The 21,133-nt window shown below is 39.9% G+C and carries 17 protein-coding genes; 14 read left to right on the top strand and 3 right to left on the bottom strand.

Annotated elements, in window-relative coordinates:
• Window positions 1–18 precede the first annotated feature (18 nt).
• From E4T88_RS14840 to E4T88_RS14815, 6 genes are all read left to right on the top strand, one after another.
• A complete protein-coding gene (locus tag E4T88_RS14840; protein WP_135106777.1) occupies window positions 19–1,845 on the top strand; it encodes a DEAD/DEAH box helicase in 1,827 nt (608 codons plus the stop codon).
• A gap of 200 nt (window positions 1,846–2,045) precedes the next feature.
• The gene (locus E4T88_RS14835; RefSeq protein ID WP_135106775.1) at window positions 2,046–2,393 is read left to right on the top strand and encodes a YciI family protein; all 348 of its coding nucleotides are present in this window, start codon (window positions 2,046–2,048) and stop codon (window positions 2,391–2,393) included.
• Complete coding sequence (locus tag E4T88_RS14830) at window positions 2,377–3,639, top strand: RNA polymerase sigma factor (RefSeq protein ID WP_135106773.1); 1,263 nt, start codon at window positions 2,377–2,379, stop codon at window positions 3,637–3,639. The genes E4T88_RS14835 and E4T88_RS14830 overlap by 17 nt, the downstream gene beginning before the upstream one ends.
• Before the next feature lie 290 nt (window positions 3,640–3,929).
• Window positions 3,930–5,876 carry a 1-deoxy-D-xylulose-5-phosphate synthase gene (gene dxs / locus E4T88_RS14825; RefSeq protein ID WP_135106771.1) on the top strand — a complete coding sequence of 649 codons (1,947 nt, stop codon included), beginning with the start codon at window positions 3,930–3,932 and terminating at the stop codon, window positions 5,874–5,876.
• Window positions 5,877–5,882: 6 nt separating this feature from the next.
• A complete protein-coding gene (gene trkA / locus E4T88_RS14820) occupies window positions 5,883–7,220 on the top strand; it encodes a Trk system potassium transporter TrkA (RefSeq protein WP_135106769.1) in 1,338 nt (445 codons plus the stop codon).
• A gap of 15 nt (window positions 7,221–7,235) precedes the next feature.
• A complete protein-coding gene (locus E4T88_RS14815; RefSeq protein ID WP_135106767.1) occupies window positions 7,236–8,693 on the top strand; it encodes a TrkH family potassium uptake protein in 1,458 nt (485 codons plus the stop codon).
• 3 nt (window positions 8,694–8,696) lie between these two features.
• Here E4T88_RS14815 and E4T88_RS14810 read toward each other — a convergent pair whose 3' ends face one another.
• The 3 genes from E4T88_RS14810 to E4T88_RS14800 are packed head-to-tail and all read right to left on the bottom strand — an operon-like array spanning window position 8,697 to window position 11,121.
• Window positions 8,697–9,458 carry an ABC transporter permease gene (locus E4T88_RS14810; RefSeq protein ID WP_135106765.1) on the bottom strand — a complete coding sequence of 254 codons (762 nt, stop codon included), beginning with the start codon at window positions 9,456–9,458 and terminating at the stop codon, window positions 8,697–8,699.
• Window positions 9,458–10,177, bottom strand: coding sequence for an ABC transporter ATP-binding protein (locus E4T88_RS14805; RefSeq protein ID WP_135106763.1), 720 nt, complete (start codon window positions 10,175–10,177; stop codon window positions 9,458–9,460). The genes E4T88_RS14810 and E4T88_RS14805 overlap by 1 nt, the downstream gene beginning before the upstream one ends.
• Window positions 10,178–10,182: 5 nt before the next feature.
• Complete coding sequence (locus E4T88_RS14800) at window positions 10,183–11,121, bottom strand: ABC transporter substrate-binding protein (protein ID WP_135106761.1); 939 nt, start codon at window positions 11,119–11,121, stop codon at window positions 10,183–10,185.
• Window positions 11,122–11,500: 379 nt separating this feature from the next.
• On the opposite strand from E4T88_RS14800, the gene hisS reads away from it, so the two are divergent.
• From hisS to murD, 8 genes are all read left to right on the top strand, one after another.
• Complete coding sequence (hisS, locus tag E4T88_RS14795) at window positions 11,501–12,859, top strand: histidine--tRNA ligase (RefSeq protein ID WP_135106759.1); 1,359 nt, start codon at window positions 11,501–11,503, stop codon at window positions 12,857–12,859.
• A 243-nt stretch (window positions 12,860–13,102) separates the two neighbouring features.
• Window positions 13,103–13,564: a division/cell wall cluster transcriptional repressor MraZ gene (locus E4T88_RS14790; RefSeq protein WP_135106757.1), complete on the top strand. Its 462-nt coding sequence runs from the start codon at window positions 13,103–13,105 to the stop codon at window positions 13,562–13,564.
• Between the two features lie 2 nt (window positions 13,565–13,566).
• Window positions 13,567–14,478 carry a 16S rRNA (cytosine(1402)-N(4))-methyltransferase RsmH gene (gene rsmH / locus E4T88_RS14785; RefSeq protein WP_135106755.1) on the top strand — a complete coding sequence of 304 codons (912 nt, stop codon included), beginning with the start codon at window positions 13,567–13,569 and terminating at the stop codon, window positions 14,476–14,478.
• A 1-nt stretch (window position 14,479) separates the two neighbouring features.
• The gene (locus tag E4T88_RS14780) at window positions 14,480–14,809 is read left to right on the top strand and encodes an FtsL-like putative cell division protein (RefSeq protein ID WP_006841453.1); all 330 of its coding nucleotides are present in this window, start codon (window positions 14,480–14,482) and stop codon (window positions 14,807–14,809) included.
• A gap of 20 nt (window positions 14,810–14,829) precedes the next feature.
• Window positions 14,830–17,031, top strand: a complete 2,202-nt coding sequence (locus E4T88_RS14775) for a penicillin-binding protein (protein WP_135106754.1) — start codon at window positions 14,830–14,832, stop codon at window positions 17,029–17,031.
• A 16-nt stretch (window positions 17,032–17,047) separates the two neighbouring features.
• Complete coding sequence (locus tag E4T88_RS14770) at window positions 17,048–18,499, top strand: UDP-N-acetylmuramoyl-L-alanyl-D-glutamate--2,6-diaminopimelate ligase (RefSeq protein WP_135106752.1); 1,452 nt, start codon at window positions 17,048–17,050, stop codon at window positions 18,497–18,499.
• Window positions 18,500–18,521: 22 nt separating this feature from the next.
• Window positions 18,522–19,784, top strand: a complete 1,263-nt coding sequence (gene mraY / locus E4T88_RS14765) for a phospho-N-acetylmuramoyl-pentapeptide-transferase (protein WP_135106750.1) — start codon at window positions 18,522–18,524, stop codon at window positions 19,782–19,784.
• A gap of 6 nt (window positions 19,785–19,790) precedes the next feature.
• Window positions 19,791–21,128 (top strand): UDP-N-acetylmuramoyl-L-alanine--D-glutamate ligase, encoded by a 1,338-nt coding sequence (gene murD, locus E4T88_RS14760; protein ID WP_185146750.1) that lies wholly within the window; start codon window positions 19,791–19,793, stop codon window positions 21,126–21,128.
• The last annotated feature ends 5 nt before the right edge of the window (window positions 21,129–21,133 follow it).

The following is a 21,133-nucleotide window of genomic DNA, read 5'->3' as shown; positions in this document are numbered from 1 at the left end:
GATATTTGAAAATTTTTAATGAAAACATTTGAAGAGTTAGGGGTTGCCGCGAATATTCGCAAAGCAATCGAAGAAATGGGTTATGAGAACCCAATGCCTGTGCAAGAAGAAGTGATTCCATATTTGCTTGGCGAAACGAATGATGTAATTGCGCTCGCGCAAACCGGAACAGGAAAGACCGCAGCTTTTGGTCTTCCTATATTACAAAAAATAGATACAAACCAGAACGTTCCTCAGGCACTTATCCTTTGTCCTACACGTGAACTATGTCTGCAAATAGCAGGAGACTTATCCGATTATTCAAAATATATAGATAACCTAAGAGTCCTTCCCGTATATGGAGGATCAAGTATCGAGAGTCAGATAAAATCACTAAAGAGAGGCGTACAGATTATTGTTGCTACTCCGGGACGACTGATTGACCTTATCAACCGTAGAACAGTAGAGTTATCGAATGTAAAATATGTAGTACTCGATGAGTCGGACGAAATGCTTAACATGGGATTCATGGAAAGTATCGACGAGATATTATCTAAAGTGCCGGATGAGAGATTGATGCTGTTATTCTCGGCTACTATGCCTAAAGAAATAGCTAAGATCACAAAAAAATACATGCAGAACCCGAAAGAAATTACTATCGGAAGAAAGAACGAAGGTTCGAACAGCGTGAAGCATGTATACTATCTTGTTCATGCTAAAGATAAATATCTGGCATTAAAACGCATAGCAGACTACTATCCGAATATATACGGAATTATATTTTGCCGTACCCGTCGCGAGACACAAGAAATTGCCGACAAGCTGATACAAGATGGTTATAATGCAGACTCTCTGCACGGTGATCTGTCTCAAGCTCAGCGTGACTATGTGATGCAAAAATTCCGCATAAAAAACATACAGTTGCTTGTAGCTACAGACGTAGCAGCAAGAGGACTGGATGTAGATAGCTTGACACACGTTATCAATTATGGTTTGCCGGATGATATAGAGTCATATACTCATAGAAGTGGACGTACCGGTCGTGCCGGAAAAACAGGTACTTCTATCGCAATTATCCACGTAAAAGAAAAAGGAAAAGTAAGAGAGATTGAAAAAATAATCAACAAAAAGTTTGAGCAGGGAGCTATACCTTCGGGCGAAGCTATTTGCGAAAAACAGTTGTTCAGTCTGGTAGACAGAATAGAGAAAGTAAAAGTAAATGAAGATGAAATCTCAAACATACTTCCTTCTGTTTACAGAAAACTCGATTGGCTCGAAAAAGAAGATATCATTAAACGTGTAGTAGCACTTGAGTTCAATCGTCTTATCGATTACTACCGCGATGCACAAGAAATAGAATCACCATCCGAACGTTCGTCTCGCGATGATAAGTCATTCCCTAAACGTAAAGACAGAGATCGTTCCGATCGCTCAGACCGCTCGGATCGTTCATCCGGCGGACGCTCTGCCGAAAGAGGGTACTCTCGTTTGTTTATTAATGTAGGACGTACCGACAATGTAAATCCAGCAACGCTGATGGGACTTGTTAACGACTATGTTCCGGAAAAGGTAAATATCGGACGTATTGACATAATGCAAAACTTCTCTTTCTTCGAAGTGCCTGAAAAAGATGCGCAAAAAGTTATAAAATCCATGAGCAAACAAGAACAGAACGGACGACGTATTTCTGTAGAGGTAGCTCAGGGCGGAGGAGGCGGAAACGCTAAAGACCGTGGCGGAGATAGAGGCCGTAAAAACTTCAGCACTCGCTCAGATATCGGAACACGAAAAAGCTCTGATTATAATTCACCAAAACACTCTGATAAGAATAAAGGACGGAGTGGACGAAAACCAAAATATTCTTAAATATCCATTTATACGAAAAGCACCGAATTTTAAAATTCGGTGCTTTTTTTATTAAAAAACATTCTATATTTACACCTACCGGTAACAATAGATAATAAAAAAGGGAATCTCAGAAAAAAATCTAAATACTTTGTCCCGAAATTAAACACCCGATTGTCTTATAAGTACATAACAGAATTATTAACTTAGAATAAAAAATAATGAAAGAATTTTTATTACTAATTCGGGAAAATGCAGATTATGGAGATCTGTCCGTAGAAGATATGCAAGCAGACATTCAGGAACACATCAAATGGGTAGAAACGCTAGTCGAGAACGGGAACTTTAAAGATGGAAATCCCCTCGATTCTGCTGGTGTTACCTTGAAAGATGGTATTGCTACAGACGGTCCTTATGTTGAAACCAAAGAGTGTGTGAGCGGCTATTATTTCCTCCTTGCCAACTCTTTAGACGAAGCAAAAGAACTGGCAAAAGGCTGTCCCGATTTGAAACGTGGAGCAACCCTAGAAATCCGTAGAATCATCAACACTGATGAAGAACAACACTGACGAAAATATAAAAACACTTACGAGCCATCTTTTCAGAGAACATTATGGAAAGATGGTTTCCTATTTATCTCAAAAGTATGGCTATCATAAGATTGAGGATATACTAGACGCAGTTCAAGAATCTTTCGAAACAGCTCTAAATACATGGAGGTTTGGAGAAGTTCCCGAGAATCCCTTTGCGTGGCTTTATAGGGTTGCAAACAACAAGTTACTGAACAAAATCCGGCAATCAAACATTGCACAAACGCACCTCAACTACCTTGCATCCACAGAAAAAGACAATGACGAATACTCCGAAAAGGAAGTAGAGGACAGCTTACTTAAATTATTGATTTTCTTTTCAAAAGCGTCTTTCTCTGAAAGGAATAAGCTAATTATTTCACTTTATTTCCTTTGTGGATTCAACTATTCGGAAATTGCCAATGCGCTGATCATTAAAACAGAAACCGTCAAGAAAGTTGTTTTAAGGAGCAAAGAAACGATCAAAGAATTTTCAGAAATTTACGATGATTTTCAGATTCAGACCATTGAGGAATTAAGCCATCTACTTAAGATTATATACCTGCTCTACAATGAAGGATATAAAAGTTCGCAAAGAGCCGGAACCATAAATTTAGACTTGTGCTTTGAAGCCATCAGGCTAGGAAAATTATTACACCAGTATCATCCCGAAAACCCTGAAATCAATTCTCTGCTGGCAGGTATGTTTTTCAACTCCTCAAGATTTCCTGCACGAACCGAGAACGATACGTGGATATCGTTGGAGAATCAGAACAGAACCCTTTGGAATAATGATTTAATAAAAGAAGGTTTCTATTACTTGGAAATAGCAAAGAAGCACCAGCAAACTTTAGATAAATATTATTTAGAAGCTTTGATTTCATCCATGCATTGCACTTCCGAATCGTATGAAAAAACAGACTGGAAAACGATTGCTTATCTATATAAACAACTCGAAAAAATGGAACCATATTCGATTTCAGTAAAGCTAAACAGAATTATTGCTGAAAGTAACTTTAAGAGTCTGCACGATCTGCTACCTGAGCTAGTTACTATGGAAAACATGATGAACGAAGAAACAGAGTTTATCTATCTCAGCACCAAGGCTCACTTTTATGCAAAAATGGAAGAATGGAATTTGACCATTCATAATTATGAGTTGTCGCTGAATTGCACCAAAAATAAAACCGATATAAACTTCATCAGCGGAAAAATAAATCTTATAAAGAAAAAGTTGGAGAATTAATAATGATTCATTTCTCGAGAAAGTCCCAAGATCAAATTTTAATCAAAAAAATCGAAACATTTTAACTTTACATATCCTCATAATAAATAGTAACAAATACGGACTACATGCTTGTTTACATTCTATTTACAAAGAACATTAATCAATCTCTTTTGTTTATATTATTATAACTAGGTCTAATCCTGTCTTATTTTTAAGAGAATATCTTATTCTAAATAGCTTTTGTTTTATATATTTGCTTGTTTATTACAATAGTAATAAAGATTTTTCTTCATTCCAATAGAATTTTTATGGACGAACAAAACAACAATATATCAGTATTACAGACAATAAACTCTCCCTCTGACCTTAAAAATCTAAGCATCGAGGAGCTTGAGTCTCTATGTACTGAACTTAGAAGTTTTCTTATTGATCAACTAAGCAAAAATCCCGGACATTTTGGCTCCAGTCTCGGTACAGTAGAGCTTACTGTGGCTCTGCATTACATATACAACACACCTTACGACCGCATTGTATGGGATGTGGGTCACCAAGCATATAGCCACAAAATACTGACAGGCAGAAGAGACCTGTTTCATACAAATCGTAAATTTGGTGGTCTTTCAGGGTTTCCAAATCCAAAAGAAAGCGAATACGATGCCTTTATTGCAGGACATGCTTCAAATTCAATTTCGGCAGCACTAGGTATGGCTGTCGCTTCCTCTCTCAAACATGAGAAGAGGCATGTGGTAGCCGTAATAGGTGATGGATCAATGACCGGAGGATTAGCTTATGAAGCTCTCAACAATGCAAGCTCTCAACCAAATGATATCCTTATCATACTCAATGATAATGATATGGCTATAGATGATAATGTTGGGGGTATGCGCGATTATTTGGTAAAAATGACTACCTCGCCCACCTATAACAGGGTAAGGAATGATGTTTATCAAAAGTTCAAGAAAGGAAACCTTATCACCGAACAAGGTAAAAATCTTATCCTTCGTTTCAACAATAGCTTGAAATCACTGTTGACCAAACAACAAAACATGTTTGAAGGCTTTAATATACGATATTTTGGCCCTATCGATGGACACGATTTACCAAACCTGATTCGGATACTACAAAATATAAAGGATATGAAAGGACCTAAGATTCTACATATCCACACTATTAAAGGAAAAGGATTTAAGCCGGCAGAAGTTTCGGCTACAGTATGGCATGCTCCGGGTAAGTTTGACAAAGAAACCGGAGAACGTATTGTGACAAAATCAAAAGATCAGCCACAACTCTTTCAGGACGTTTTTGGACATACGCTTGTAGAACTGGCTAAGAAAGATAAACGCGTTGTAGGTATTACACCTGCTATGCCTACCGGATCGTCTATGACCTATATGATGAAAGAATTCCCGGACAGGGCATTCGATGTAGGTATTGCCGAAGCACATGCTGTCACCTATTCGGCCGGATTGGCAAAAGAAGGACTATTACCGTTCTGTAATATCTACTCATCATTTATGCAACGAGCTTACGATCAGGTCATACATGATGTAGCACTTCAAAAACTGCATGTAATTATGTGTCTCGACCGAGCAGGATTGGTAGGAGAAGACGGACCAACACATCATGGGGCATTCGATCTTGCTTATATGCGCTGTGTCCCGAACCTGACTATCGCCGCTCCTTTCGACGAGCATTATTTGCGCCACTTGATGTATACTGCTGCTTACGGTAACGAAGGACCATTTGTGATCCGATACCCAAGAGGACAGGGTATATTGAAAGATTGGGAATGCGAAATGCAAAAGCTGGAAATAGGAAAAGGACGCAAGTTGAAAGATGGTAAAGATCTTGCCGTTTTATCAATAGGCGCAATAGGAAATACTGCACGTGAAGCTATCCACATCGTTGAAGACGAAGGCTATTCTATCGCACATTACGACATGATATTCCTTAAACCACTGGATACTGCAATCTTAAAAGAGGTGGCAGAGAACTTTACTCATGTACTGACGATCGAAAACGGTGTTATCAACGGAGGATTCGGCAGTGCTGTTTTAGAATACTTTGCTGACAATAACTATTTGAACATAAATGTAGTGCGTGCAGGTATACAAGATAAATTCGTAACACACGGTTCGGTTGCTGACCTGAAAAAACTATGTGAGCTTGACATACAAGGATTGGTAAAACGAATGCAGTCTATCTTGCATAAACAAATAAGTCCTAATAATATAGAAGAAAAAATATATAAGTAAGAGTCGATGAGAATTGTAATTGCAGGTGCGGGTGCTGTAGGAACACATTTAGCAAAACTATTATCAGCAGAAAACCAAGACGTTATACTCATGGACGCTGATAAAGAGAAGCTCAACTTCCTTGGCTCTAATCTTGAAATAATGACGATGACCGGGTCTTGTACTTCCCTAAAAGATTTGATGGAGGTGGATATAAAAGAAGCGGATTTCTTTATTGGTGTCACCCCTGACGAATCTACAAACATAACAGCCTGCTTATTGGCTGCGAATATGGGAGCAAAAAAAACCTTTGCTCGCATCGATAATTACGAATACCTCTTACCCAAGAATAAAGAGTTTTTTGAAAAGCTAGGGATCAACTCTATGGTTTATCCCGAAATGCTTGCTGCAAAAGAAATAGTATCAGCCTTAAAACGTCCGTGGGTACGCCAATGGATAGAACTTTGCGATGGCAATATATTACTCGCCGGAATCAAGATAAGAGAAAACTCGGAGTTGGTAAATAAGTACCTCTTCGACTTAAGCAGCAAGGACAAAAAATTCCACATCGTTGCCATTAAACGAAAGAATGTCACTATCATTCCTACAGGAAAGGATATGGTTTTAGCGGGCGACATCGTATTCTTTACCGCAACAAAAGAAAACGTGAACGAACTACCCGTAATAGCAGGCAAAGCCAGTTTTGAGGTAAAGAACATTATGATAATGGGCGGAAGCCGTATCGCCATCCGCACCTGTCAGTACTTACCCGACAATACAAACATCAAACTATTAGAATCCGATAAAGAGAAGAGCTACCAACTTTTAGAAAAGCTACCAAAGAATGTAACCGTGTTTCATAATGACGGCCGTAATGCTGAGTTCCTTTTGCAAGAGGGAATCAAGGATATAGACGCATTTGTGGCTGTAACCGGGAACTCGGAAGCTAACATTCTCGCATGTATGGCAGCCAAACGCTTTGGAGTACGCAAGACTGTAGCCGAAGTAGAAAACATGGACTATATGTCGATGGCTGAGAATCTGGATATCGGTTCTATTATAAATAAGAAACTAATAACAGTAAGCAACATATACAGATTTCTGCTCAGTGCAGACGTATCTAACGTAAAGTCATTAACAATCGCCAATGCAGACGTAGCGGAGATTATAGCTCGACCGAACTCTTATGTAACCAAGAAGGAGGTAAAAAAGCTAACGCTACCCAAGAATGTTACTTTGGGCGGATTGATACGCAATGGAGAACCGATGATGATTGATGGTGATACTTTGATAGAGCCTTACGATCATGTAGTCGTTTTCTGTTTGGATGACACCCTACGTGATGCCGAGAAAATGTTCCATTAACAGGATAAAAAGTACATGAGCAATTTTAATTACCGGTTTGTACTAAAAACAATTGGATTTTTGCTTGTCATCGAATCGCTATTCATGATGAGTGCTACCATTGTTTCATTTTACTTACACGAAGCGGCCGGCGATGCAATGCTCATAAGCTCTACAATAACATTCTTTGCAGGAGCTTTAATCCGATTGGTAGGAACCGAAGATTTCCCAAAACCGATCGGAAAACGAGAGAGCTTCTTTATGGTGGCTATTTCGTGGATCATACTATCTGCATTCGGTATGCTTCCTTATTATCTGAGCAACTCGATACCCAGCGTCAGTAATGCCTATTTCGAAACCATTTCGGGACTAACAGCAACCGGTGCAACCATCCTAAACGACATAGAGAGTATGCCCAAGGGACTTCTCTTCTGGCGGAGTATAACCCAATGGATGGGAGGATTAGGAATCGTATTGTTCGTGGCCACGATTCTACCCATGGGAGGTAATGCATCTGTAATGTACGATGCCGAAGTCACAGGGATAGGCTACGATCGTTTTCGCCCCCGCATATCACAAATAGCCAAACGCCTATGGCTCGTTTATATATTCCTCACAGGAATTCTTATCATACTGCTTTGGATAGGGCCAATGAGCTTATTCGACGCTGTTTGCCATGCTTTTACAACGATATCCACTGCCGGATTTTCGACAAAGCAAGACAGTATCGCCCATTGGAATTCAGCCTATATAGAATATGTCATTACCCTCTTTATGTTCATCGGTGGAATAAACTTTACGCTGATCTACTTCTTTATGAAAGGCAGTGCTAAAAAGTTGTATCAGAATGAAGAATTTAAATGGTATGTATCTATTATCATTCTCTTTGTTGTCATTATTGCCATCGGGCTTTACAGTTCGAGCAAGATAGAAGGAGTAGAAAAAGCCTTCCGCACATCATTGTTTCAGGTAGTATCCATGCTTACCACCACCTGCTTCTCTACTGACAATATAATAAGTTGGGGTTCTTTCTATCAGTTCTTAGTTGTCATCTTTATGGTCTTCGGGGCATGTGCCGGATCTACTGCGGGAGGTATCAAGATCGTGAGAATCATTATTCTGTTTAAGAATTCAATCAATGAGTTTAAACGTCAGGTACACCCCAATGCGATACTCCCTATCCGATTGAATAACCATGTAATTTCGATAGACGTAGTAACCAAGGTCTTAGCTTTTATCTTCTTATACCTTGCCATCCTTATTTTCAGCTGTTTACTTTTATCCTTATCGGGAATGCAATTCGAGAATGCTCTCGGAGCAGCAGTTTCATGCCTCGGAAACGTGGGAGGCGGATTGGCAGAGATAGGTAATACAGGTAGTTTCTCGGAAGTACCAACCGAGTCGAAATGGTATCTCAGCTTCCTTATGCTAACAGGGCGTTTAGAGCTATTTACTGTACTTTCTTTATTTATGCCTGCTTTCTGGAGAAGATAACAATCATATATTCTTCCACTTACACAATACACTATCGAGCAGATCGACGATCAGAAATAAAATAAAACCGATCAGAGAAAGAACAATTATACCAAAATACATTTGGACGTAATCCACACGCATTTGCGAATCGGTAATGTAAAATCCCAATCCTTTATCCGTTCCGAATGTCTCAATAAAGAATAAGGCCGATGTTGCGATACCCAATGCCACACGAAGCGAAGAAAAGACTTCGGGCAAAATAGCAGGCAAGGTAATATGTCTCATTTTTTGTAAGCCCGTTGCCCCAAATGAAATAAGAACATAGTAATTTTCTTTCGATATATTTTTTACAGCATCACGTATCGTTATGATCAACTGAAAAACGACTATCAATATAACAATAACAATCTTTGATGTTTCGCCCAAATCGAATAATACCATGATGATAGGTAAAAGAGCTAATTTGGGAATAGGATAAGAAAAATAAATCATAGGACCCAACAGACTATTCACCCTCTTACTATATCCCATCCATACACCTAATACTAAAGCTATCCCCAAAGATATACCTATGCTATATGCTATCCGTCGCAAGCTGGCGAATGTGTGGTCTAATATCCCGTTTTCGAAAGCTTTGGAGTATCCACCATAAACCTCTGTAGGGAAAGGCAGTGCCTTCAGGCTAAGACCGGCAGCAAGAATATACCATATAACATTAAACAGGATAAAGCCGCCTATTATGTAGCCGAAATAATTGAAAATATGTTTTCTACGCTTTGTCATCAGTACCCTATTTTATTGATAATAGATGCCACAAACCTCAACTTTTCCTCTTGGTACTCAGATACGTTGAACAAGGGGTTTTCTACCTGATGAATAATTCTTCCCGGCGATTTGCTCATTACAATAATATGCTCGCCAATAGATACAGCCTCATGTATATTGTGTGTGATAAACAGAGTGGTTACTTTATATTTCTCCCACAGACGCAGAAAAAGCCGTTGCGATGCTTCGGAAGTAAATGTATCTAATGATGAAAACGGTTCGTCCATCAACAGAATATCGGGCTGAGAAATAAAGGCACGAGCCAGAGCCACACGTTGTTTCTGTCCCCCACTCAATTGCGAAGGATAGCGGTTTTGAATATCATCAATCTCTAACGAGTTGATAATCTCTGAAACTTCTGCCTCTCTTAACACCTTAGTGCTATTGAGCTTATAAGAGAGGAAAATGTTTTCTTTCACAGTCTTCCATTCCAGCAAACCATAGTGTTGAGGTACATATCCGATAGATACTTCTCTGGGTGTAAACGCTCTCCCATTAAAAGCAATCTGTCCGCTATAATTTCTTATGATCCCGCAAAGCACCTTCAATAAAGTAGACTTGCCGCATCCCGAAGGGCCTATAAGAGAATATATTTCCCCCTTTTTTATAGTCAGGGAGAAATCATTCAAAGCTACAGTATTTCCGTATTTTACCTCCAGGTTTTCTATCGACAGCATCTCTATTATTTAGTCAGTTGATCATTTATAAGATTCTCAACTTTGAAATCAGCTTTAAGCAGATTTTTGCCTCCAAGCCAGCTTATGACTTGTTGTATATCTTTGTCTGCAACAGTTACAGGCTGAGCATCGGTATAAGCAGGTAGAGTGACCTTCTCTGCAACAGGTTCAGGAAACTGAAGCTCTTTTACCAATATATCTTTTATATCTGCTACAGCATGTGAGTTGAGATAAGCAACACCATCATTGTATGCGGCGTACATTTTCTTAATAGCCTCACTCTTAGTGCCTATCACCTTCTGGGAAAAGACAATACCTGTAACAGTATATTTCAGGCTATCCATAGACACAAGCAGCTTGCAACCTTCGCTTGCAGCAATCAGAGCAAACGGATTAGGTAATCCCGTAGCATCTATTTTATTATTCCGCAACATCTCGAAGCGAGTCGGAATTTTATTTATCTCCACTTTCTCTACATCATTAGGAGTAAGGCCTACACTAGCCAAAGCCATATCTACACAGAAATCGATCACTGTGTTTTGAGAAACGGCTATCTTCTTGCCTTTCAGCTCCGACAAGTTCTTTATCCCCGACTGCGCACCGGCTACAATATAAAAAGGTGCTTGACATTTAGAAGTAAGCTTCATATCAAACCCACCCGAAGCTAGCAATGCTGCACTGGTATAATCGGTTACTCCTCCGTCTACAGTTCCGCTCTGAAAAGCCATATCTCGTTCATTGGCAGACATAAATTTTTGAATTTTTACATCTACACCATGTTTTGCAAAATAACCTTCACGCTGAGCTACTGCAAGAGGAAGATAATCCATTGACGACATTACCCCAACCGTAAGCGTTTGCACCTCTGCACTTTCTTGTTTTTTACCCGAACAAGCACTTAACAATAAACTGATAGATAGAATTGAAAATATAATATGTTTCATAATTTGTATAAATAAAATAATATGTGATTACAAAAATAAGGGAAATAAATCAATAAAATTAGCAGAACGACCACAAAGAAGCAGCACAGACTCTCTCATATATCCAACTCGAAATTGTTAAAAGTGACAACCAGCGGTCACAGGAGCGAAGCGTATGTAAAGGTGACAGTTTTCAGCACTTTTTATATTGTCACTTTTCATCATAACCAAACAACGACTAAGAGCCATCATGTATAAGACAATTATATCATTAATAAATAATACGACAATTATCATAACGCTGAAAATTACCCCCTGACATTAAATATCTCATGCCCCTGACCTTTTACTCACAACTTCTTTTTACCTTTGCATCCTGAATATTTTTAATCGATAAGTAATGTCACAACCTTCAATTCCTAAAGGAACAAGAGATTTTTCGCCGGAAGAAATGGCGAAGCGTAACTATATTTTCGACACTATCCGTGAAGTTTTCAAACTCTATGGCTTTCGTCAGATAGAAACTCCGGCAATGGAAAACCTATCAACACTGATGGGAAAATACGGAGAAGAGGGAGATAAGCTTCTATTCAAAATACTCAATTCGGGCGATTACCTGAAAGATTTATCCGATGAAGAATTATTGGAGAAAAACTCTACCCGCCTTGCAACCAAAATAAGCGAGAAAGGTCTCCGTTACGACCTCACTGTCCCATTTGCACGCTATGTTGTAATGCACCGAAACGAAATAACATTCCCTTTCAAACGTTATCAGATACAACCCGTTTGGCGTGCCGACCGACCACAGAAAGGACGTTACCGCGAATTCTTCCAGTGCGATGCTGACATCGTTGGCTCCGATTCCCTTATCAACGAAGTAGAGTTGATTCAAATAGCAGATGAAGTATTCAGCCGTTTCGGCATTCGGGTGAGCATCAAACTCAACAACCGCAAGATACTGTCAGGTATTGCTGAGATTATTGGAGAGGCAGAAAAAATCACAGACATCACTGTTGCCATCGACAAACTCGATAAAATAGGTCTGGAAAAGGTAAACGAAGAACTTGCTTCGAAGGGTATCCCACAAAAAGCGATCGAGCAACTTCAACCTATTATCCTTTTGCAAGGAACAAACGAAGAGAAATTAAACACCTTGAAAACGGTTCTCAAAGATTCTGAGACCGGAATACAAGGCGTTAACGAACTTGAATATATACTTAACAAACTAAAAATTGTAGGAATCCGTTGCGAGCTTGAGCTCGACCTTACTCTTGCCAGAGGATTGAATTACTACACGGGTGCTATCATCGAAGTAAAAGCTCTTGATGTGCAAATAGGCAGCATCACCGGAGGTGGACGCTATGATAACCTGACAGGTATTTTCGGATTGTCGGGCGTTTCGGGCGTAGGTATTTCCTTCGGGGCAGACCGCATATTCGATGTATTGAATCAACTCGATTTATACCCAAAAGATTCTATACAGAACACACAGGTTTTGTTTGTCAACTTCGGCGAAAAAGAAGAAGCTCACATATTGCCTCTGATCTTAAAAATCCGTCAGGAAGGAATCTCTACAGAGATATTCCCCGAATCGGCAAAGATGAAAAAGCAAATGTCGTATGCCGATTCCAACAAGATTCCTTATGTAGCTATAGTTGGTGAAAATGAGATAAATGAAAACAAAATCACACTGAAAGATATGACTTCCGGCGAACAGAAATCATTGACCCTCGAAGAATGCATATCCATCCTTAGCTAATTTATTAACAGACATATTAATAAGTCCTGCCTTAGTTATTAACAAGGCAGGACTTATTTGTATATAAACACCTAATAATCAACAAACATATTCTTATCTCCCATTGTTAACATTGTGTTTACAACCTGTTCATCTCATGTTGAAAACTTTTTCATACATTTTAAGTGGGGAAAGGTGGGGAAAAGTGTATAAATTTTATACCTTTACGTCGAATATTGTATATTGTTAAAATTCAAAGTATTAATGTTACAGTTTTTGGGAAATATCGAAGCAAAAATAGACGCAAAAGCACGTCTTTTTGTACCTGCTTCTTTCCGTAAGATATTGCAATCTTGCGACCAGAACACATTGATACTCAGAAAAGATCTATTTCAGAACTGCCTCGTTCTCTACCCGCTGGTAGTATGGGAAGAGGAAGTTGCGAAATTACGCTCACGCCTCAATAGGTGGGACATGGAGCAGCAAGCGTTGTTTCGTCAATTTGTTGTTGACGCCGAACGCCTCGAGATGGACACCAACGGACGTATCCTTATACCCAAAAGATACTGTCAGATGGTGGGGATTATTACAGACGTAAGATTCTTAGGAGTAGACAATACAATAGAAATTTGGACAAACGATGCTCTGGATAAAACGCTGATACCTGCCGAGGAATTCAGTGCTCGCATTCAGGCATTAATGAATAACAGCTCACAAAACGACTAATCATGGCCGATGCATATCACATACCGGTTTTGCTTCACGAGAGTATTGACGGGATGAATCTTCACCCTGATAGTATTTGCGTCGATGTTACATTTGGCGGTGGCGGACACTCGAGAGAAATACTGTCACGTCTCGGAGACAAAGGGCATCTCTATGCATTCGATCAGGATGAAGATGCGATAAACAACATTGAAGCTAGCAGCAAGTTCACTTTCATCCGCAGCAATTTCCGATATCTTAAAAATTTCATCAAGTATCATAAAGTAGACGGTGTAGATGCTATACTGGCTGATTTGGGCGTTTCGTCACATCACTTCGATGCCGAAGACAGAGGATTCTCTTTCCGTTTCGAAGACAGTGACTTGGATATGCGCATGAATCGCAAGGGAGGAAAAACGGCTGCGCAGATACTAAATACATACACAGAGGAAAAGCTGGCAGATGTTTTCTACCTGTATGGTGAACTAAAACAATCGCGGCGGATTGCTTCCGTGATTGTGAAAACAAGAAAAGAAAAACCTTACAAGAAAACAAGTGACCTGCTTGCAACACTTAATCCATTTGTCGGGAGAGGAGAAAAAGAGAAAAAGATACTGGCTCAGGCATTTCAGGCTCTTCGCATAGAAGTAAATGAAGAGATGGAAGTATTGAAGGAGATGTTGGAGCAGGCTCTTGACATACTAAAACCGGGGGGACGGTTGTCAGTCATTACATACCATTCGCTCGAAGACCGTATTGTCAAAAACTTCTTTAAGACAGGAAATTTTGAAGGCAAAGTAGAAAAAGACTTCTTCGGGAACTTCGAAACTCCTTTCAAGCTGATAAACAATAAAGTAATCACTCCATCGAAGGACGAGGAAGAACGCAACCCCCGATCAAGGAGTGCTAAACTAAGAGTTGCAGAAAAAGTTTGATATGACAGTAAAAGATATAAAAAAGAAGATCATGTATATTCTTGGGGGGACTGTTCTCACCGAGGATTTCTTTTGGAAAAACGCACGTTTTATCATCACGGTCTTCGTTATCATTGTGCTTTACATCAGCAACAGGTATAGCTGTATCGAGAAAATGGCGAAAATAGAATCTCTTCAGCGCGAACTAAAAGATGCGAAGTATGAGTCTCTCACCATATCAGCCGAGCTGATGGGTGTAAGCCGCGAATCGAAAGTAGAAGATATGGTTCAGAAAAACGGTGTTGATCTGAAACAAACAAAAGACCCAATATATAAACTGGGAAAGAAATAAATAGCAAGAAAGAATAGAAGATGGCGAAAAAATCTGAAGGAACATCAAAGAATATAGCGATCAGCCGATATGGGTGGATTGCACTTATTATGTCCCTGATATTTATTGCAATTCTAATATGTATATTCAATATAAAGTATGTAGAAGGCCCCATGTGGCGCGAACTAGGCATACAAGAAACCGTAAAGAAAGATAGAGAAATACGCCCCAACAGAGGTAATATTTATGCCGACGACGGACGCCTGCTGGCAACAAGCGAACCCCTCTACGGAGTATATGTCGACTTTATGGCCGATGGCATAAAGAAAGATACATTAATGAAATACGTTACACCTCTGTCACAAGCTCTAGCGAAGAAGTTTCCCGACAGAAGTGCAGCCCAGTACAAAAGAGTAATATTAGACGGATGGGACTTGAGCCGTAAAGAGCTCGCCCAAATAGAAAGGAATAGGGAGAGCGGTTCAAACCAAAAAGTAAAGGTTCGCAGCCGCTATGTGCGCATTATTCGCCCCGATATAAACTATATAGACCTGAAAGAAGTTCTCACCTACCCATTTTTTAGTCAGAGAAGCAATAGGAGCGGCTTGTTTACAGAAGAAAAAACAATGCGTTTAAAACCTTTTGGTCGCCTCGCAGGAAGAACCGTAGGATCTATATACAAAGACTTTGATGCAGGAGGAGCCAGTGGTCTGGAACTAAAATACGACTCTATACTAAAAGGAATTCCGGGTCTAAAAACACGCCAACGCGTGCAGGGTCGCTGGATAGACGTTGTATTGAACGAGCCAACCGATGGATGGGATATAAAAACCACTTTGAATGTAGATGTCCAAGACTTAGCAGAGAAAGCTCTCTACAACAAGCTGGTAGAAACCAATGCCGAATCCGGATGTGCTATTGTAATGGAAGTGGCTACAGGGGAGATAAAAGCCATAACCAATCTCGACCGCATGTCGCCCGGTGTTTATGCCGAAGGTAATCCAAATGCTTTTTCGTACATGTCCGAGCCGGGGTCTACCTTCAAGACAGTGTCACTGATGATTGCCCTCGAAGACGGAGTAGTTACCCCCGATGAAGAAATCTTTGTCGGCAACGGTTTGTTCGAATATAAGGGACGCATCGTAAAAGACCATGACTGGCGTAAAGGACAAGACAAAGGCTATGTAACAGTGGCGAGAGGAATGTACTCTTCGCTGAACGTTGCTATCGCAAAAATGATATTAAAAGGTTATGAGAATAACCCTCAAAAATATGTACAGCGCATCCATGATCTGGGGCTTACAAAAAAAATAGAATGGGATGTTCCACTACAAGGAAAAGAAGGAACTTCTGTCATTCGCTTCCCCGATGATAAGTCAAATCCATGGTCTAAAACCACATTGCCGTGGATGTCATTCGGCTATGAGACACAGGTGCCACCTATTTACATGCTAATGTTTTATAATGGTATTGCAAATAAAGGGAAGATGATCAAGCCGTTTCTCACCAAAGCCTTCATGAGAGACGGAAAAATAGAAGAAGAATTTGAAACCGAGATTATAAATCCTTCATTATGTTCCGAAAAGACCCTCAAAGAGGTGCAAGATATTCTAAGAGGTGTTGTAACCGATGGTACAGGAAAAACCATTGAATCGGAAATGTTTCCTATCTCAGGAAAAACAGGAACAGCGATGATTGCAGCCAGAGGGGGATACGAAGGGTATTATGTATCATTTTGCGGATACTTCCCATCAGACAATCCCAAATATACTTGCTTTGTAGGTATACGCAGACCACAAGGAATTCCATCGGGGGGACTTATGCCGGGAGCGGTATTCAAAACCATTGCCGAAGGAATATATACACGAAATACTGTAGCAACCCCTATCCTTGCTCAGAAAGATACAGTAAACTCACTTATACCTATCGTTAAAAGCGGTTCATTCAAAAATACAGAGATTGTTTTGAAAAAATTAAAACAAGATTACAACTATTCGGGAGATAAAGTAGACTGGATAAATACAGACTCTTCGATCAATGGTATTCTTCTTCAAAGCAATTCTTCTATCAAGCAAGGATTAGTCCCTAACGTCATAGGAATGGGCGCACGTGATGCCATATATTTATTAGAGCTTGAAGGACTGAAAGTAAACCTTATAGGTGCAGGAAAAGTGAAACAGCAATCTATAGCTCCGGGAACAAGAACAACGAAAGGAGCAACCATAACCATAGAATTAAATTAACGAAAAAAATACAGATATGAAGTTGCAGGATTTACTTAAAAACATAGATGTAATAGAAATAAAGGGAGAACAGGATATAGATGTAACCGGAGTTTTTACAGACTCCCGCAAGGCAACTCCCGGATCGGTTTTCATTGCTCTTAAAGGCGTTCAGGTGGATGGTCATCTATATATAAAAAACGCTCTGGAACTAGGGGCTAAAGTTATTCTTCACGAAAGCAAAATAGATACTTCTAACGAAGGCATCACATATATAAAAGTAAAAGACAGCGCCGATGCTGCCGGAAAGATAGCTACACATTGGTACGGCGACCCGTCAAACAATCTGAAGCTGGTAGGTGTGACAGGCACAAACGGAAAAACAACAACAGCCACACTCCTTTATGAGATGTTCCGCAAGTTGGGATATAAAGTCGGCTTGTTGTCAACCGTAGCCAATTATATAGATGGCAAAGTATATCATGCCACACATACTACCCCCGACCCTATTTCGTTGAACGAAATGCTCAAAAATATGGTAGATGCAGGGTGCGAATATGCCTTTATGGAAGTAAGCTCGCACGCTATTCATCAGAAACGTATAAGTGGTCTAAAATTTGAAGGGGGAATATTTACCAACCTTACACAAGATCATTTGGACTACCATAAAACAATGGGCGAATACTTAAAAGCGAAGAAAGCTTTCTTCGACCAACTACCCGAAACAGCATTCGCTCTTACCAATATCGATGACAAAAACGGATTGGTAATGTTACAAAATACAAAGGCTAAAACAAGTACTTATTCTGTTCATTCTTTAGCCGATTTCAAAGCACGAATCATCGAAAAACACTTCGATGGTACTGCAATAGAAATCAATGGCAAAGAGTTGCAAGTACAGTTCGTGGGAGTATTTAATGTATACAACCTGCTTGCTGTCTACGGGGCAACCATATTGTTAGGACAAAGCTCGGAAGAAGCTCTGCTTGTACTTAGTACTCTGAAACCGGTATCAGGACGCTTCGAGACAATCCGTTCATCTCAAGGCTTTACTGCAATTGTAGACTATGCGCACACGCCCGATGCTCTTACGAATGTATTGGAAGCAATACACGAGGTATTGGAAGGAAATGGTCGTGTAATAACAGTTGTTGGTTGCGGAGGAAACAGGGATAAGACAAAACGTCCGATCATGGCACGCGAAGCTGTGCGTTTGAGCGATCAGGTTATACTTACATCCGATAACCCTCGCTACGAAGAGCCACAGGCTATAATCAATGATATGGCAGATGGGCTAAACAGCGAACAATTGAAAAAAGCACTTCTGATTGTAGAACGTGAACAGGCCATAAAAACGGCATGTGCACTGGCTAAAGCGGGAGATGTAATCCTTATTGCAGGAAAAGGGCACGAAGATTATCAAGATGTAAAAGGAGTAAAACATCATTTTGATGATAAAGAAATAGTTAAGAACATTTTTGGAGAATAACTAGAAAAATAAGAAAGACAAGATGCTATATTATTTATTCGATTACTTAGACAAATTAGATTTCCCGGGAGCAGGGATGTTTCGCTATGTCTCATTCAGGGCAGCCATGGCTGTAATATTCTCCTTGCTGATTTCTACGATTATAGGAAGACGGATCATCGACAAATTGCAAAAGCTGCAAATAGGTGAAACAGTCCGTAATCTTGGTCTTGAAGGACAACTAAGTAAAAAAGGAACCCCTACCATGGGCGGTGTTATCATTATTATAGCAATACTAACACCTGTACTACTTTTTGCCCGAATAGACAATGTATATATCATTCTCATGTTGATCACAACAATATGGCTTGGTGCACTGGGCTTTCTGGACGACTATATAAAAGTTTTCAAAAAAGATAAAGAAGGGTTACAAGGTAAATTTAAAATAGTGGCACAGGTCGGACTGGGATTGATAGTGGGTCTGACAATATACCTGAGTCCCGATATAATCATCCGCGAGAATATAGAATACCGTAATCAGGACAATGTAATAGAGCGTGTAAGTTATGTAGCTGAAGGAGTAAAATCCACTCAGACAACAATCCCATTTATGAAAAATAACAACCTCGACTACGAGGATCTTGTTGGCTTTATGGGAGAATATGCCGAACCGGCAGCATGGATACTGTTTGTGTTCATCGTTATTTTTATTGTAACTGCCGTCTCCAATGGTGCCAACCTTACCGACGGACTGGATGGGTTAGCAGCCGGAAGCTCTGCCATTATCGGGGTAACACTCGGGATACTCGCGTATGTTTCCGGGCACATGGAGTTTGCGTCTTACCTTAATATTATGTTTATACCCGGGAGTCAGGAGCTCGTGATATTTGCCGCTGCATTTATCGGAGCTACGATTGGTTTCCTTTGGTATAACGCCTTCCCTGCACAGGTTTTCATGGGAGATACGGGTAGTCTGACATTAGGGGGAATTATCGGCGTTTTTGCAGTTGTAATTCACAAAGAATTGCTACTCCCTATTCTCTGTGGAATATTCTTTGTAGAGAGTATTTCGGTAATGATGCAAGTGGCATTCTTCAAATTCACAAAGAAAAAATACGGAGAAGGCAGACGTGTTTTCAAAATGACTCCTTTGCACCATCATTTTCAGAAAGCAGGAAATTCGGGAATACAAGCCTTATTTCAAAAACCAATAGGGCCTATACCCGAGTCGAAGATTGTAGTCCGTTTTTGGATTATTGGAATTATTCTGGCAGTACTTACATTGGCAACATTAAAAATGCGATAAAAATAAATGATGAACAAGATTATCATATTAGGAGGAGGAGAGAGCGGCGTAGGCTCGGCTATACTGGCACAAGCAAAAGGATTTGATGTTTTTTTGTCTGACAGCGGGTCGTTAAAAGACCAGTACAAAGCCGAACTCGATCAGTATGGCATACCTTACGAGGAAAAAGGACATACAGAAGACCTCATACTGGCTGCAACCGAGATCATAAAAAGCCCGGGTATTCCTAATTATGCACCTCTTGTTCACAAAGCAGCAGATAAGGGAATTCCTATCCTATCGGAGATGGAATTTGCCAAACGCTACACTTCCGCAAAAATGATCTGTATTACAGGCAGTAATGGGAAGACAACTACTACCAGCCTCATCTACCATATACTGAAATCGGCAGGACTAAATGTAGGTCTTGGAGGAAACATCGGAAGAAGTTTTGCCCGTCAGGTAGCAGAAGATAATTTTGATTATTATGTATTGGAATTAAGTAGTTTCCAGCTGGAAAACATGTACTCGTTTAAGGCAGATATCGCCATTCTTTTAAATATCACCCCCGATCATCTCGACAGATACGATCATGATATGCAAAAGTATGTTGATGCCAAAATGCGTATTGTACAAAACCAAACGGAAGAAGATGCTTTTATATTTTGGGAAGAAGACCCGATTGTAAGCAAAGAAATACAAAAGCTGGTATCGAAAGGCAAACAATATACATTTGCCGACCACAAAGTGGGTAATGCTATTGCATACCCCGAAAACAATGAAATAAAAATAGATACTCCTAAATCGGTTTTCATTATGAAAGAAGATTTACTAGCACTCGAAGGAACACATAATCTGTATAACTCGCTTGCATCAGGTATCACGGCAAAGTTGCTGGATATAACAGATGAGAACCTGCGCCACTCGCTTAGTGATTTTCAGGGAGTAGAACATCGCCTTGAAAAAGTGGCCAAAGTGAGAGGTATACAGTTTATAAACGACTCCAAGGCGACTAATGTTAATTCGTGCTGGTATGCTTTACAAAGCATGAAAACGAAGGTTGTCCTTATTTTAGGAGGAACAGATAAGGGGAATGACTATAGAGAGATCGAACAATTGGTTAAAGATAAAGTTCGCGCTTTGGTTTTCCTCGGAGTTGACAACAGTAAGCTGCATAAATTCTTTGATGGTAAAATAGACAATATTGTAGATACCTCATCAATGAAGGATGCAGTAGAAAAATCTTACGCATTGGCTCAAGAAGGAGATACGGTTTTACTATCGCCTTGCTGCGCCAGTTTCGACCTCTTCCAGAATTATGAGGATAGAGGTGATCAGTTTAAAGAATACGTCAGAAAACTGTAATCAAA

The sequence above is a fragment of the Dysgonomonas mossii genome, from assembly GCF_004569505.1.
In the GTDB taxonomy this organism is placed as follows: domain Bacteria; phylum Bacteroidota; class Bacteroidia; order Bacteroidales; family Dysgonomonadaceae; genus Dysgonomonas.
Note: the sequence above shows the minus strand (reverse complement) of the source record. Positions and strands in the feature narration are given on the sequence as shown.